General features: G+C 52.9%; 11 protein-coding genes. 5 read left to right on the top strand and 6 right to left on the bottom strand.

Annotation, left to right across the window (positions count from 1 at the left end; all coding sequences use genetic code 11):
- A partial coding sequence (trmA, locus tag FDX01_RS21935; RefSeq protein WP_249361036.1) for a tRNA (uridine(54)-C5)-methyltransferase TrmA occupies window positions 1-1025 on the top strand: 1025 nt, incomplete at its 5' end.
- Between the two features lie 46 nt (window positions 1026-1071).
- Here the strand turns inward: trmA and FDX01_RS21940 are convergent.
- Both FDX01_RS21940 and fabR read right to left on the bottom strand, forming a co-directional pair.
- Entirely contained in the window at window positions 1072-1431 is a 360-nt protein-coding gene (locus FDX01_RS21940) for a YijD family membrane protein (RefSeq protein ID WP_137400460.1), read from the bottom strand.
- A 15-nt stretch (window positions 1432-1446) separates the two neighbouring features.
- Window positions 1447-2082: an HTH-type transcriptional repressor FabR gene (fabR, locus tag FDX01_RS21945; RefSeq protein ID WP_003028862.1), complete on the bottom strand. Its 636-nt coding sequence runs from the start codon at window positions 2080-2082 to the stop codon at window positions 1447-1449.
- A 191-nt stretch (window positions 2083-2273) separates the two neighbouring features.
- Here fabR and sthA point away from each other — a divergent pair, with 191 nt between their 5' ends.
- Window positions 2274-3674, top strand: coding sequence for a Si-specific NAD(P)(+) transhydrogenase (sthA, locus tag FDX01_RS21950; protein WP_096758790.1), 1401 nt, complete (start codon window positions 2274-2276; stop codon window positions 3672-3674).
- Here sthA and oxyR read toward each other — a convergent pair.
- From oxyR to argC, 4 genes are all read right to left on the bottom strand, one after another.
- A complete protein-coding gene (gene oxyR / locus FDX01_RS21955; protein ID WP_115259743.1) occupies window positions 3657-4574 on the bottom strand; it encodes a DNA-binding transcriptional regulator OxyR in 918 nt (305 codons plus the stop codon). The two genes, sthA and oxyR, sit on opposite strands and share 18 nt — an antisense overlap.
- Before the next feature lie 292 nt (window positions 4575-4866).
- Window positions 4867-6240 carry an argininosuccinate lyase gene (argH, locus tag FDX01_RS21960; protein ID WP_096758792.1) on the bottom strand — a complete coding sequence of 458 codons (1374 nt, stop codon included), beginning with the start codon at window positions 6238-6240 and terminating at the stop codon, window positions 4867-4869.
- A gap of 107 nt (window positions 6241-6347) precedes the next feature.
- A complete protein-coding gene (gene argB, locus FDX01_RS21965; RefSeq protein ID WP_137400461.1) occupies window positions 6348-7124 on the bottom strand; it encodes an acetylglutamate kinase in 777 nt (258 codons plus the stop codon).
- A 7-nt stretch (window positions 7125-7131) separates the two neighbouring features.
- On the bottom strand, window positions 7132-8136 hold the full coding sequence (gene argC, locus FDX01_RS21970; protein WP_117343670.1) for an N-acetyl-gamma-glutamyl-phosphate reductase: 1005 nt from the start codon (window positions 8134-8136) through the stop codon (window positions 7132-7134).
- A 155-nt stretch (window positions 8137-8291) separates the two neighbouring features.
- Here argC and argE point away from each other — a divergent pair, with 155 nt between their 5' ends.
- The 3 genes from argE to FDX01_RS21985 all read left to right on the top strand — a co-directional run bounded on the left by argE (window position 8292) and on the right by FDX01_RS21985 (window position 14321).
- Window positions 8292-9443 (top strand): acetylornithine deacetylase, encoded by a 1152-nt coding sequence (gene argE, locus FDX01_RS21975; RefSeq protein WP_137400462.1) that lies wholly within the window; start codon window positions 8292-8294, stop codon window positions 9441-9443.
- Window positions 9444-9723: 280 nt separating this feature from the next.
- On the top strand, window positions 9724-12375 hold the full coding sequence (gene ppc / locus FDX01_RS21980) for a phosphoenolpyruvate carboxylase (RefSeq protein ID WP_115259747.1): 2652 nt from the start codon (window positions 9724-9726) through the stop codon (window positions 12373-12375).
- A gap of 212 nt (window positions 12376-12587) precedes the next feature.
- Entirely contained in the window at window positions 12588-14321 is a 1734-nt protein-coding gene (locus tag FDX01_RS21985) for a phosphoethanolamine transferase CptA (RefSeq protein ID WP_137400463.1), read from the top strand.
- Window positions 14322-14457: the final 136 nt, after the last annotated feature.

Consider the following 14457-nt stretch of genomic DNA (forward strand, 5'->3'; position numbering starts at 1 on the left):
TGACGCCATTTACTGATCAGGCTCCGGAAGTGTTTCGCTCGCCGGTCAGTCATTACCGCATGCGCGCTGAATTCCGCCTGTGGCATGACGGTGACGACCTGTATCACATCATGTTTGAAAGCCAGACCAAAAGCCGTATTCGCGTCGACAGCTTTCCGGCAGCCAGCGAACTCATCAACACGCTGATGACAGCCATGATTGACGGCGTTCGTCACAATCACGTCCTGCGTCATAAATTGTTCCAGATTGATTACCTCACCACCATGAGCAATCAGGCGGTGGTATCCATGCTGTACCATAAAAAGTTAGATGACGAATGGCGTCAGGAAGCCGAAGCACTGCGGGATGCGCTACGCGCGCAAAACCTGAATGTGCATCTGATTGGCCGGGCGACCAAAACCAAAATCGCGTTGGATCAAGATTACATCGATGAACGTTTGCCGGTTGCGGGTAAAGAGATTATCTACCGCCAGGTTGAGAACAGCTTCACGCAGCCGAATGCCGCCATGAACATTCAGATGCTGGAATGGGCGATTGATGTCACCAAAGATTCGCAGGGCGACCTGCTTGAATTGTACTGTGGCAATGGCAACTTCTCGTTAGCGCTGGCGCAGAACTTCAACCGCGTACTGGCCACTGAAATCGCTAAACCGTCCGTGGCTGCCGCGCAGTACAATATTGCGGCTAACCATATTGATAACGTGCAAATTATTCGTATGGCTGCAGAAGAGTTTACTCAGGCGATGAATGGGGTGCGCGAGTTCAACCGTTTACAGGGCGTCGACCTGAAGAGTTACCAGTGTGAAACCATTTTTGTTGATCCACCGCGCAGCGGCCTGGACAGCGAAACAGAGAAGATGGTGCAGGCGTATCCGCGTATTCTGTACATCTCCTGCAACCCGGAGACACTGTGTAAGAACCTGGAAACGTTGAGCCAGACGCACAATGTGTCACGTCTGGCGCTGTTCGATCAGTTCCCGTATACGCACCACATGGAGTGCGGAGTATTACTGACCGCGAAGTGATTTTTTTGTAGGCCGGGAAAGCAAAGATACCCCCGGCCTACAAATACTATTCCGCAATTTCTTGCTTACGGTTACGCACCTTAAAGCCGATCCAGAACACCAGAATCACTGACAGGACCGCTGGGAAGAAGTTCGGGCCGATATCCGGGTATTCCGCGCGCACCACGGTGCTGTACAACAGAACGCCAAGAATAAAACAGGCCGCAGCCAGACCCGGCAGCCCCACAGGCATTGTGCGATTCTGGTAACGTTGATGCAGGCAGTAAACCGTCAGCACCAGCGAAATAATCGGGAATACAGAGAATGGCACAATGGAGCTAAACAGCGCCGCAAATGTACCATTGATCGATAAGCCAGCAACCAGCGCCAGCAGCAGCGTACCTTTATCTTGACCTGACTGTTTCATTGCTCGTCCTTCTCGTTACTCGGAGTGATGCGTCATCTTCTCTTGTTCACGGCGATACCAGTAAAATGCGCCTTTGGCGATCATGCGCAGTTGCAATACCAGCCGCTCTTCCAGTTGTCGACGCTGTTCGGCGCCAACATCCAGCGCTTCTGCCCCCGCACTGAAAACAATCGTCACCATAGCTTCGGCTTGTGCTTCAGTAAACGCACGAGGCATATGGTTTTCGAGTTCCAGATAGTCCGCAAGTTCCGCAATGAAATGCTGAATTTCGCGAGCCACGGCGGCACGAAACGCCGCGGAGGTACCAGACCGCTCGCGCAATAATAAACGGAAGGCGTTGGGATTGTTGCCGATGAACTCCATAAATGTTGAGACCGAGGTGCGGATCACACTGCCGCCCTTGGCGATACGCTGACGCGCCTGGCGCATCAACTGGCGTAGCATCAGGCCGCTCTCATCCACCATCGTCAGGCCGAGCTCATCCACATCGCGAAAATGGCGATAAAATGAGGTTGGCGCAATGCCCGCTTCACGAGCAACTTCACGTAAACTGAGGCTGGCAAAACTGCGCTCTGCACTCAATTGACTAAATGCGGCCTCAACCAGCGAACGCCGGGTTTTTTCTTTTTGTTGCGCTCTAACGCCCATCACGATGTCTGAATCCTTCCTTATACCTTGCTGGCACTATACCAGAGATTAGGCGGTTGGCATGGCTTTGTGAATGATTGTTTACGCGCAGTTTGTGCTTCGACTTCGCAAAAAAGCACAACGATAATTGGGTTATCCTGACAACGATGTTACTATTCTGTTGCTTTTATGTATAAGAACAGGTAAGCCTGACCATGTCACATTCCTACGATTACGATGCAATAGTAATAGGTTCCGGCCCCGGCGGCGAAGGCGCTGCAATGGGTCTGGTTAAGCAAGGCGCGCGCGTCGCCGTTATTGAGCGCTATCATAACGTCGGCGGTGGTTGTACCCACTGGGGCACCATCCCATCTAAAGCACTCCGCCACGCCGTCAGCCGTATCATTGAATTCAATCAAAACCCACTCTACAGCGACCATTCCCGGCTTCTTCGCTCTTCTTTTGCCGATATTCTTAACCATGCCGATAACGTCATTAATCAACAAACGCGTATGCGGCAAGGATTTTACGAGCGAAACCACTGTGAAATTTTGCAGGGGAATGCCCGTTTTGTTGACGAACACACCCTCGCTCTGGAGTGCCACGACGGTACGGTGGAAACGCTCACGGCAGATAAATTTGTTATTGCCTGCGGTTCGCGTCCCTACCACCCAAATGATGTCGATTTTTCGCATCCGCGCGTTTACGACAGTGATTCCATTCTCAGTCTGCACCATGAACCTCGCCACGTTCTGATCTATGGCGCGGGCGTCATTGGCTGTGAATATGCGTCGATCTTCCGGGGAATGGACGTCAAAGTTGATTTGATCAATACCCGTGACCGTCTGCTGGCGTTTCTTGATCAGGAGATGTCCGACTCGCTGTCTTATCACTTCTGGAACAGCGGCGTGGTGATTCGCCATAACGAAGAATACGAGAAAATTGAAGGCTGCGATGATGGCGTCATCATGCACCTGAAATCCGGAAAGAAACTAAAAGCCGACTGCCTGCTGTACGCCAACGGTCGTACCGGTAACACCGATTCATTAGCGCTGGAGAATATTGGCCTGAAGACGGACAGCCGCGGCCAGCTAAAAGTGAACAGCATGTACCAGACGGCGCTGCCGCATGTGTATGCCGTAGGGGATGTGATCGGTTATCCGAGCCTTGCTTCCGCAGCCTACGATCAAGGCCGTATCGCCGCCCAGGCGCTGGTCAAGGGTGAGGCCACCGCGCACTTGATCGAAGATATTCCTACAGGCATTTACACCATTCCCGAAATCAGCTCCGTCGGTAAAACTGAACAGCAACTGACGTCAATGAAAGTCCCTTACGAGGTTGGCCGCGCCCAGTTTAAACATCTGGCACGCGCACAAATCGTCGGGATGAGTGTCGGAACATTGAAGATTCTGTTCCATCGGGAGACCAAAGAGATTTTAGGGATCCACTGCTTTGGCGAACGCGCTGCCGAAATTATTCATATCGGTCAGGCAATAATGGAGCAAAAAGGTGGTGGTAACACCATCGAGTACTTCGTTAACACCACCTTTAACTACCCAACCATGGCGGAAGCCTATCGGGTAGCTGCACTGAACGGTTTAAACCGCCTGTTTTAACGTGTTGTCGAAATGGCCATCCATTGCACCACGGATGGCCTCTGCCAGCTGTTCATAACGGCTGCGCAGCGGCGAACCCGGACGGTACACCAGACCAATGGTACGACGCGGTTCTGGTTTAATGCACGGCACATAGACCACACCATCACGCTTACGCTCCGGTGGGACAGCCAGCGCGGGCAGTAAAGTAATCCCGCTGCCTGCTGCCACCATGTTACGCAACGTTTCCAGACTGGTTGCCCGGAAATGGGTGTCTTCATCAGCACCGGCTTCAAAACAAAAGCCCATCGCCTGGTCACGCAAACAGTGACCATCTTCGAGCATCAACAGTTTTTCACCAGCCAGATCGGACATCGGTACGCGGTCGCGATTTGCCCATGGGTGATCTTCATAGATCGCCAGCATCATCGGCTCATCAAACAGCGGTACCTCGATAAACGCTTCACTCTCTTTCACCAGCGCCAAAATCACGCAGTCGAGTTTACCGCTGTCCAGTTGCGCCAGCAGCTGATGCGTTTGCGCCTCATGCAGGTACATTTCCAGTTTCGGGAAGGTCTGGTGCAACATAGGAATAATATGCGGCAGCAGGTAAGGTCCTACCGTTGGGATCAAACCAATATGTAGCGGGCCAGACATTGTCTCACCCTGTTGGCTTGCCATCTCCTTGAGCACTTTGACCTCGCGCAACACGGTGCGCGCCTGATCCACCAGCAGTAAACCCGCTTGAGTGAACAGCACTTTACGACTCGTCCGCTCCAGCAGCATAACGCCAAGCTCATCTTCGAGTTTGCGGATTTGCCCACTCAGCGTTGGCTGGCTGACGTGACAGGAGTCTGCCGCTCGTCGGAAGTGACGGTGTTCGGCAAGTGCTACCAGGTATTCAAGATCACGAATATTCATTATTCATCCTCCATTGCCACGATAGTTCGTAGCGATAGGTAGCATAGCAACGAACGATTATCCCTATCAAGCATTCTGTTTAATAATGCACCACAGAAACGGAACGGTACCCCTTTAACCCTTGAAGCTACTGTCCGTTCTCATACTCGAAATAACTAAAGCCAACGTGAACGTTTGCGGACCTCTGGTCCGCTTTTTTTTGCATAAAAAAGCCCGGCTTGATGCCAGGCTCAGATAACCATTTGCCGGATGGTGACGCGAAGGCGTCTACCGCCATCGGGCAAAACACACGTTACGCCAGGCGCGCCTTCGCGTAGTCGATCGCCTGCGCTACCTGCTGCGGTGAAACGCCCCCTTTCGCCACACGCTTATCGAGGCACGACTGTAGCGAGAGGATCGGGTACACGTCATCGCCAATCACGGCGCTGAATTTTTGCAAATCAGCCAGTGACAGTGCTTCCAGCGGTTTGCCCTGACGAATCGCCTCAACTACCGTTTCACCTACGATATGGTGTGCTTCACGGAACGGGACGCCTTTCGCCACCAGATAATCGGCCAGCTCCGTAGCGTTGGCATAGCCCTGCTGCGCGGCTTCCTGGCAACGTGGGCGTTTTACCTGAATACCGTCCAGCACCAGCGCCGCCATATGCAGGCAGTCCAGCCAGGTATCGAGTGCATCGAACAGCCCTTCTTTGTCTTCCTGCATATCCTTGTTATACGCCAGCGGCAGTCCTTTCAGCGTCATCATCATGCCAGTCAACGCACCTTGCACGCGGCCACATTTGCCACGAATCAGCTCTAATGCGTCCGGATTTTTCTTCTGCGGCATTAATGATGAACCGGAGGTTACGCGATCGGACAGTTCCACAAAACCAGCTTCCCCGGTATTAAAGAAAATCAGATCTTCAGCAAAGCGTGACAGGTGAACCATACCGATAGAGGCATCTGAGAGGAGCTCCAGAACATGGTCACGATCGGATACGCTATCCAGACTATTGCGGGTTGCCGAGGCGAAACCCAGCCAGCCAGCCAATTGCTCGCGATCGATTTCATAGGCAGTACCCGCCAGTGCACCGCATCCTAACGGGCTGACATCCAGACGCTTGAGCGTATCCTGCAGACGGCTCTCATCACGCGCCAGCATTTCAACATAGGCCAGACACCAATGAGCAAACGTCACCGGCTGGGCACGCTGCAGGTGGGTATAACCCGGCATGACGGCATCCTGATTATTCTCTGCTGTCACCACCAGCGCGCTTTGCAACTGACGGTTAGCAGACAACAATTCAAGCACCGTGTCTTTGCACCACAGTTTAAGATCGGTTGCCACCTGGTCATTACGGCTACGCCCGGTATGCAGTTTTTTACCCAACGGCCCGACTTTATCGATGAGCTTGCCTTCTACCCAACTGTGAATATCTTCCGCATCGCTTTGCAGGATCTGTTGCGGGTCGAGGCGTACTTCTTCCAGCAGAGTATTCAACGCCTCTTCCAATTGACATTGTTCATCAGCAGTCAACACACCGACCGTGACCAGCGCTTTGGACCAGGCCACAGAGCCGACGATATCCTGCTCGGCCAAGCGGTAGTCGAAGCGCAAAGAGTCGTTGAACTGTTTGAACCGCTGATCTGCTGCCTGTGTAAAACGCCCACCCCAAAGTGCCATAACGAATTTCCTTAATATGATATTTTGCCCGGTGGCGCTACGCTTACCGGGCCTACAAAACCCATGCAGGCCGGATAAGGCGACGCTGCCATCCGGCACAATAATAGTTAAGCCAGAATACGCGTACCGATCGGCGTGCCGTTAAACAGCGCCGGGAGTTGTTCAGCATGACGCCAGGAAGCGATATCCACTGGACGCCCCAGCGTACGTGCCGCATCCAGCGCCGCGTTCACCTTCACAATCATGCCATCGGTGATAATACCCTGCTCAATCAGCTGTTTTGCTTTGGCTGCGGTCATTTCGGCAATCCGCTGGCCTTTACCATCCAGAATACCGCTGACGTCAGACAACAGGATCAGATCCGCACCCAGCGTTGCCGCCAGCGCCGTCGCAGCCTGATCGGCATTGACGTTCATCAGTTGCCCTTCTTCCGTGACGCCTATCGAGCTGACGACCGGTAGAAAACCGTTTTCCAGTAGCGTGTTAATCAGCTTAGGAGAGCCAGGCTGTGCCAGTCCAACATGACCTAACGCTACATCGAGCTGGGTCACTTTTACGCTGTCGCCATCGCCAAGGTACAGACCAACAGCGTCAATATGGTGTTTCTTCGCCCACGCCAGCAGCGTTTTATTCGCCGTTCCGGCCAGGGCACCGGTAATGATGTCGATCTGGTCGGCTGGCGTCACGCGCAGACCATTTTTCTTTGTCACCGGCAAGTTGAGCCCTTTCATCAGCTCGTCAACCACGCAGCCGCCACCGTGCACAATGACCAGCGGACGCTGGTGCGACTCGCGATAATTGACCAGAGCGGTAAACAAACGCTCCAGCGCCTCTTCGCTATCCAGTAAAACGCCGCCCAGCTTGATAATTAATGGATTCATCATTGCACCCTTAAAGAAGAGACTGCGTTTCAGCAAAGCCGAAACGGATATTTGCGCACTGCATCGCCTGTGCGGCAGCGCCTTTCAATAAATTGTCTTCGGTTGCCACCACAATCAGGTGCTCGCCCTGAACGGCAAAACCGATATCGCAGAACGGTAAACCCACCACATTTTTCAGGGCCGGGACACCGTTGTCATACAGACGAACCAGCGGTTTATCACCATAGGCCTGCTGCAGTGCTTGCGCCACCTGCGCATGGGTCACGCCCGGCTTCAAACGACAGGTGATGGTTTCCAAAATGCCGCGCGGGAAGTTTCCCAGATGCGGAGTGAAAATCACGTCCACCCCCAAATGTGTGGCGATCTCCGGCTGATGGCGGTGGGTAAATACACCATACGGTTGCAGACTCACTTCACAGAAGCTGTTCGAGATGGCAGCTTTACGTCCTGCTCCGCTCACACCACTGGTGGCGTTAATTACCGGCCACTGGCTGAGATCAAGCAGGTTGGCATCAATCAGAGGCTTAAGCGACAACTGCGCCGCCGTGGGATAGCAACCCGGTACAGCAATCAGATTCGCGTCTTTTAGTTTGCTTGCACTCCACTCCGCCAGCCCGTAGACCGCTTGCTCCAGCAGCTCAGGATGCTGATGAGTAAAGCCATAATACTTTTCATAGAAGGCGCCGTCGTTAACACGGAATGCACCAGAGAGGTCAAACACCACGCAGCCCGCTTCCAGAAACTGTGGCGCCAGGTCATGACTAACCTCATGGGCCGTCGCCAGAAACACAACGTCTACCCCTGCGCTAAACTCGCGGATATCCGACATGGGTTGCAACGGCAAATCAACAATGCCCTTTAACTGCGGATGTAAATCAGAGATTAATTTTCCTGCATCATTGCTTTGCGCTGAGACAGTCAAAGCGGTTATGTTCATATCAGGATGGCGATTTACATAGGTCACAAGCTCTGCACCAGCATAGCCACTGGCGCCCACAATCAACGTATTCAACATCGGGGCTGTTCACCTTCTTATATTCGGTTGCCAGGTATAAGCCTTTATCACCTCACCTTTCACTTGGTGGGTTTTATTTCGCTCAACATTATTGTATTTTTATTCACAAATACTGCATGAATATTGATACTATCATGACCCGAGGTGTGTCAACAATGAAAAACAATTTACCGCCATTTATCGAGATTTACCGCGCTCTGATTGCCACACCATCGATCAGCGCCACCGAAGAAGCGCTCGATCAAAGTAATGCAGGTTTAATCACTCTGCTGGCGGATTGGTTCAAAGATTTAGGCTTCAGCGTTGAGGTACAACCGGTTCCCGGCACCCGTAATAAATTCAATATGCTGGCAAGTACAGGCACCGGTGCAGGCGGCCTGCTGCTCGCCGGTCATACCGACACCGTACCGTTTGACGACGGACGCTGGACGCGCGATCCGTTCACCCTGACCGAACATGACAACAAGCTCTACGGACTGGGTACGGCGGATATGAAAGGTTTCTTCGCGTTTATTCTCGATGCACTGCGTGATGTCGATGTGAAACCGCTGAAAAAGCCGCTCTACATCCTGGCCACCGCCGATGAAGAGACCAGTATGGCGGGCGCACGCTACTTCTCTGAAAATACGGCGATTCGCCCGGATTGCGCGATCATCGGTGAGCCAACATCCCTGCAGCCAATTCGCGCACACAAAGGCCATATCTCCACGGCGGTGCGCGTGCTCGGCCAGTCTGGCCATTCCAGCGATCCAGCGCGCGGCGTGAACGCCATTGAACTGATGCACGATGCCATCGGCCACATTATGCAGTTGCGCGACTCGCTGAAAGCACGCTATCACCACGATTCATTCACCGTGCCTTACCCGACGCTGAACCTCGGCAGCCTGCATGGCGGCGATGCCTCCAACCGTATTTGCGCCTGCTGCGAACTGCACATGGATATCCGCCCGTTGCCGGGAATGACGTTAAGCGACCTGAATGGCTTACTGACGGACGCGCTGGCCCCGGTGAGCGAACGCTGGCCTGGCCGACTGACGGTTTCCGAGCTGCACCCGCCGATCCCGGGTTACGAATGCCCGCCGGATCACCAACTGGTCGAGGTGGTGGAAAAACTGCTCGGCGAGAAAACCGACGTGGTGAACTACTGCACAGAAGCGCCGTTTATTCAGACGCTGTGCCCGACGCTAGTACTGGGACCAGGTTCCATTAATCAGGCACATCAACCAGATGAATATCTGGAAACACGCTTCATTAAGCCAACCCGCGAATTAATTACCCAGGTTGTGCATCATTTTTGCTGGCATTAACCGAACGTCGCCTTGCTAATCCTTTAGTGGTAAGCAAGGCGATTCTTTTAACATTTGCATAAGCAACGCTTATTTGACGCGATGTGAATTAAATAACGTAAATTCCCGCCATTTTTTCGTTTGCTGAACCGATTTCGCAGCAATTGACGTCAGGTGTTTTACGTGGCTTTATAAAAGACGACTAAAAAGTTAAGTCCGAAAGATTTCGCGTTGCAGCCAATGCCGCTGGGACGCGAAAGATACAGGACATATTCAAAACAGATGGGGTGTCTGGGATCATATGAACGAACAATATTCCGCGTTGCGTAGTAATGTCAGTATGCTCGGCAAAGTGCTGGGAGAAACCATCAAGGATGCGCTGGGAGAGAACATTCTCGATCGCGTAGAAACAATCCGTAAGCTGTCTAAATCATCCCGCGCTGGCAATGAAGCGAACCGTCAGGAACTGCTCACTACGCTGCAGAATCTGTCTAACGACGAGCTGCTGCCAGTTGCCCGTGCGTTTAGTCAGTTCCTGAACCTGGCCAATACCGCCGAACAGTACCACAGCATTTCGCCAAAAGGCGAAGCTGCCAGCAACCCGGAAGTGATTGCCCGTACCCTGCGTAAACTGAAAGACCAGCCTAACCTCGATGAAGCGACAATCAAAAAAGCCGTGGAATCGCTTTCTCTGGAGCTGGTCCTGACCGCACACCCAACCGAAATCACCCGCCGTACGTTGATTCATAAAATGGGTGAGGTTAACGCATGCCTCAAGCAGCTTGATAACAAAGATATCGTCGATTACGAACGCCACCAGTTGATGCGCCGCCTGCGCCAGCTAATCGCCCAATCATGGCACACGGATGAAATCCGTAAACTGCGTCCCAGCCCGGTTGATGAAGCCAAATGGGGCTTCGCCGTGGTTGAAAATAGCCTGTGGGAAGGTGTACCGAACTATCTGCGTGAACTGAATGAACAGCTGGAAGCGCATCTGAACTACAAGCTGCCCGTCGATTTTGTCCCGGTCCGATTCACCTCGTGGATGGGCGGTGACCGTGACGGTAACCCGAACGTAACGGCAGATATCACCCGCCACGTGCTGCTGCTCAGCCGCTGGAAAGCGACCGATCTGTTCCTGAAAGACATCCAGTTTCTGGTTTCTGAACTGTCGATGGTCGAAGCCACGCCTGAGCTATTAGCGCTGGTGGGTGAAGAAGGCGCGGCAGAACCTTATCGCCATCTGATGAAAATGCTCCGTTCGCGTCTGATGACGACCCAGGCCTGGCTGGAAGCGCGTCTGAAAGGCGAAAAATTGCCGAAACCTGCAGGTCTGCTGACGCAAAACGAGCAGCTATGGGAACCGCTGTACGCGTGTTATCAGTCACTGCAAGCCTGCGGTATGGGCATCATCGCCAATGGCGAACTGCTCGATACCTTGCGCCGAGTGAAATGTTTTGGCGTCCCGCTGGTGCGTATCGATATTCGTCAGGAAAGCACCCGTCATACCGAAGCGCTGGGCGAACTGACCCGTTACCTGGGCATTGGCGACTACGAAAGCTGGTCAGAAGCAGACAAACAGGCCTTCCTGATCCGAGAACTGAACTCCAAACGTCCACTGCTGCCACGCAGCTGGGAACCGAGTAACGATACCCGCGAAGTCCTCGATACCTGTCGAGTGATTGCCGAAGCACCTCATGGTTCTATTGCTGCCTACGTGATCTCGATGGCAAAAACACCGTCGGATGTGCTGGCCGTTCACCTGCTGCTGAAAGAAGCTGGCATTGGTTTTACCATGCCGGTAGCGCCGCTGTTTGAAACGCTGGACGACCTCAACAATGCTGACGATGTAATGACTCAGTTGTTGAATATCGACTGGTACCGCGGTCTGATTCAGGGCAAGCAGATGGTCATGATTGGCTACTCTGATTCCGCAAAAGACGCAGGCGTGATGGCGGCGTCCTGGGCGCAATATCAGGCGCAAGATGCGTTGATCAAAACCTGCGAAAAAGCCGGCATTGAACTGACGTTGTTCCACGGCCGGGGTGGTTCTATCGGCCGCGGCGGCGCTCCGGCCCACGCGGCACTGCTCTCACAACCACCTGGCAGCCTGAAAGGCGGACTGCGTGTCACTGAGCAGGGTGAGATGATCCGCTTCAAATACGGTTTGCCGGAAGTGACCATCAGCAGCCTATCTCTGTACACCGCCGCGATCCTGGAAGCCAACCTGCTACCACCGCCGGAACCGAAAGACAGCTGGTGCCATATTATGGATGAGCTGTCAGATATCTCCTGCAAGCTGTACCGTGGCTACGTGCGTGAGAACAAAGACTTTGTACCTTACTTCCGCTCAGCAACTCCCGAGCAGGAACTGGGTAAATTACCGCTCGGCTCACGTCCAGCTAAGCGCCGCCCGACCGGTGGGGTAGAGTCTTTGCGTGCCATTCCGTGGATCTTCGCCTGGACACAAAACCGCCTGATGCTCCCGGCCTGGCTGGGCGCAGGTACCGCACTGCAAAAAGTAGTTGAAGACGGTAAACAGAGCGAACTTGAAGCGATGTGCCGCGACTGGCCATTCTTCTCCACGCGCCTTGGCATGCTGGAAATGGTGTTCTCGAAAGCGGACCTGTGGCTGGCAGAATACTACGATCAGCGTCTGGTCAAAAAAGAGCTGTGGCCGTTAGGTGAAGAACTGCGCCACCGTCTGGAAGCCGACATCAACGTGGTACTGGCAATCGCCAACGACTCACATTTGATGGCCGACCTGCCGTGGATTGCCGAGTCAATTCAGTTAAGAAATATTTATACCGATCCGTTGAACGTGCTACAGGCTGAACTGTTACACCGTTCGCGTCTGGCAGAAGAACAAGGTGAAGCCCCCGATCCGCGCGTTGAACAAGCGCTGATGGTCACCATCGCCGGTGTCGCAGCGGGTATGCGTAATACCGGTTAAGTAAGCCCCCCCCTGTCACCCTCGTGCAATTGCGCGGGGGTGACCTCAAAAACGCTTGTCATAACCGTTTCATTTCAAATATATTCTTGCCTTGATTCATTTATTTTATGAATGAATCATCAACGAAACGCGATCTTAACGTCGCGACGCTTCAGATCTCCTTAAGATTTAGCCGCTACTCTTGGCGACACGATTAATGACAGGCTCACACTATGCAATCCTTACAACTCCAGACTAAACCCCCGTTTAGCTGGAAAGCCCTAGGTTGGGCACTTCTCTATTTTTGGTTTTTTTCTTCATTACTGCAGGCCATTATCTATTTTAGCGGTTATAGCGGATCGACCGGATTACGTGACTCATTATTATTTAGTTCGCTATGGTTGATCCCGGTATTCTTATTCCCTAATCGTATCCGTATTATTGCCGCCGTCATTGGCGTCGTGCTGTGGGCCGCGTCGCTCGCCGCACTGAGTTATTACGTCATTTACGGGCAGGAGTTCTCACAGAGCGTGCTGTACGTGATGTTTGAGACTAATGCCAACGAAGCCAGCGAATACTTAAGTCAGTATTTCAGCCTTAAAATTGTCTTCATCGCGCTGGCCTATACCGCCGTAGCGATTCTGCTGTGGACGCGCCTGCGCCCGGTTCATATTCCCTCCCCCTGGCGTTATCTGGTGTCGTTTGCGCTGTTATACGGCTTGATTCTGCACCCGATGACCGTCAATACATTTATTAAGCATAAACCTTTCGAGCAAACGCTGAACGGTCTTGCTGCTCGTATGGAGCCCGCCGCACCGTGGCAGTTTATTTCTGGCTATTATCAGTATCGTCAACAACTAACCTCATTGAACAGTCTGCTGAATGAGAACAATGCGCTACCGCCACTGGCGCACTTTAAAGACAACTCTGGCGATGCTCCGCGCACGCTGGTGCTGGTGATTGGTGAGTCAACTCAGCGTGGGCGCATGAGCCTGTACGGCTATCCGCGTAAAACCACGCCGGAACTGGACGCGCTGCACAAATCCGATCCTAACCTGACCGTATTCAATAATGTTGTGACCTCTCGTCCTTACACTATTGAAATCCTGCAGCAGGCGCTGACCTTTGCTAACGAGAAGAACCCGGATTTATATCTGACGCAGCCGTCGCTGATGAACATGATGAAGCAGGCGGGGTATAAGACCTTCTGGATCACTAACCAGCAAACCATGACCGCCCGTAACACCATGCTGACCGTATTTTCCAAGCAAACGGATAAGCAGTTCTATATGAACCAGCAGCGAACGCAAAGTGCGCGCGAATATGACAGCAACGTGCTGGCACCGTTTAAAGAAGTGCTGGCCGATCCGGCGCCGAAAAAATTCATCATCGTTCATCTGCTGGGAACACATATTAAGTACAAATTCCGCTATCCGGATGGTCAGGGGAAATTCGACAACAATATCGACCACGTTCCTGCAGGCCTGAGCAACGATGAGCTGGAAGCCTATAACGATTACGACAGCGCTAATGTGTATAACGACCACATCATTGCCAGCCTGATTAACGACTACAAAGCCACCGATCCGAACGGCTTCCTGCTCTACTTCTCCGACCATGGCGAAGAGGTGTATGACACGCCGCCGCATAAAACGCAGGGGCGTAATGAAGACAACCCAACGCGTCATATGTACACGGTGCCGTTCCTGCTATGGACGTCTGAAAAATGGCAGGCTGCACACCCGCGTGACTTCTCACAAGATGTCGATCGTAAGTACAGCAGCTCTGAACTTATTCATACCTGGTCTGATTTAGCGGGCTTTACCTACGATGGATTCGACCCGACACGTGCCATTACCAACCCGCAGTTCAAAGAGACAACCCGCTGGATTGGTAATCCGTACAAGAAAAACGCCCTGATTGATTACGATACTCTGCCTTACGGCGATCAAATCGGTAATCAATAACAGGCTGCCGGATGCGCTACGCTTATCCGACCTACAGCTCGCAATGACTTGTAGGCCGGATAAGGCATTAGCCGCCATCCGGCAATAATCACTTGAGGGCGGTTGCTTTCAACGTTACTGTGGCCCTGTCAGTTGC

This window comes from Citrobacter sp. wls613, from assembly GCF_005281195.1.
GTDB lineage: Bacteria > Pseudomonadota > Gammaproteobacteria > Enterobacterales > Enterobacteriaceae > Citrobacter > Citrobacter gillenii.

What these genes read in the sequence shown, in the direction of transcription:
- argC (WP_117343670.1), bottom strand. Translation starts at nt 8,136, where the DNA reads ATGTTGAATACGTTGATTGTGGGCGCCAGTGGCTATGCTGGTGCAGAG.
- argE (WP_137400462.1), top strand. Translation starts at nt 8,292, where the DNA reads ATGAAAAACAATTTACCGCCATTTATCGAGATTTACCGCGCTCTGATT.
- ppc (WP_115259747.1), top strand. Translation starts at nt 9,724, where the DNA reads ATGAACGAACAATATTCCGCGTTGCGTAGTAATGTCAGTATGCTCGGC.
- FDX01_RS21985 (WP_137400463.1), top strand. Translation starts at nt 12,588, where the DNA reads ATGCAATCCTTACAACTCCAGACTAAACCCCCGTTTAGCTGGAAAGCC.
- argB (WP_137400461.1), bottom strand. Translation starts at nt 7,124, where the DNA reads ATGATGAATCCATTAATTATCAAGCTGGGCGGCGTTTTACTGGATAGC.
- sthA (WP_096758790.1), top strand. Translation starts at nt 2,274, where the DNA reads ATGTCACATTCCTACGATTACGATGCAATAGTAATAGGTTCCGGCCCC.
- argH (WP_096758792.1), bottom strand. Translation starts at nt 6,240, where the DNA reads ATGGCACTTTGGGGTGGGCGTTTTACACAGGCAGCAGATCAGCGGTTC.
- FDX01_RS21940 (WP_137400460.1), bottom strand. Translation starts at nt 1,431, where the DNA reads ATGAAACAGTCAGGTCAAGATAAAGGTACGCTGCTGCTGGCGCTGGTT.
- oxyR (WP_115259743.1), bottom strand. Translation starts at nt 4,574, where the DNA reads ATGAATATTCGTGATCTTGAATACCTGGTAGCACTTGCCGAACACCGT.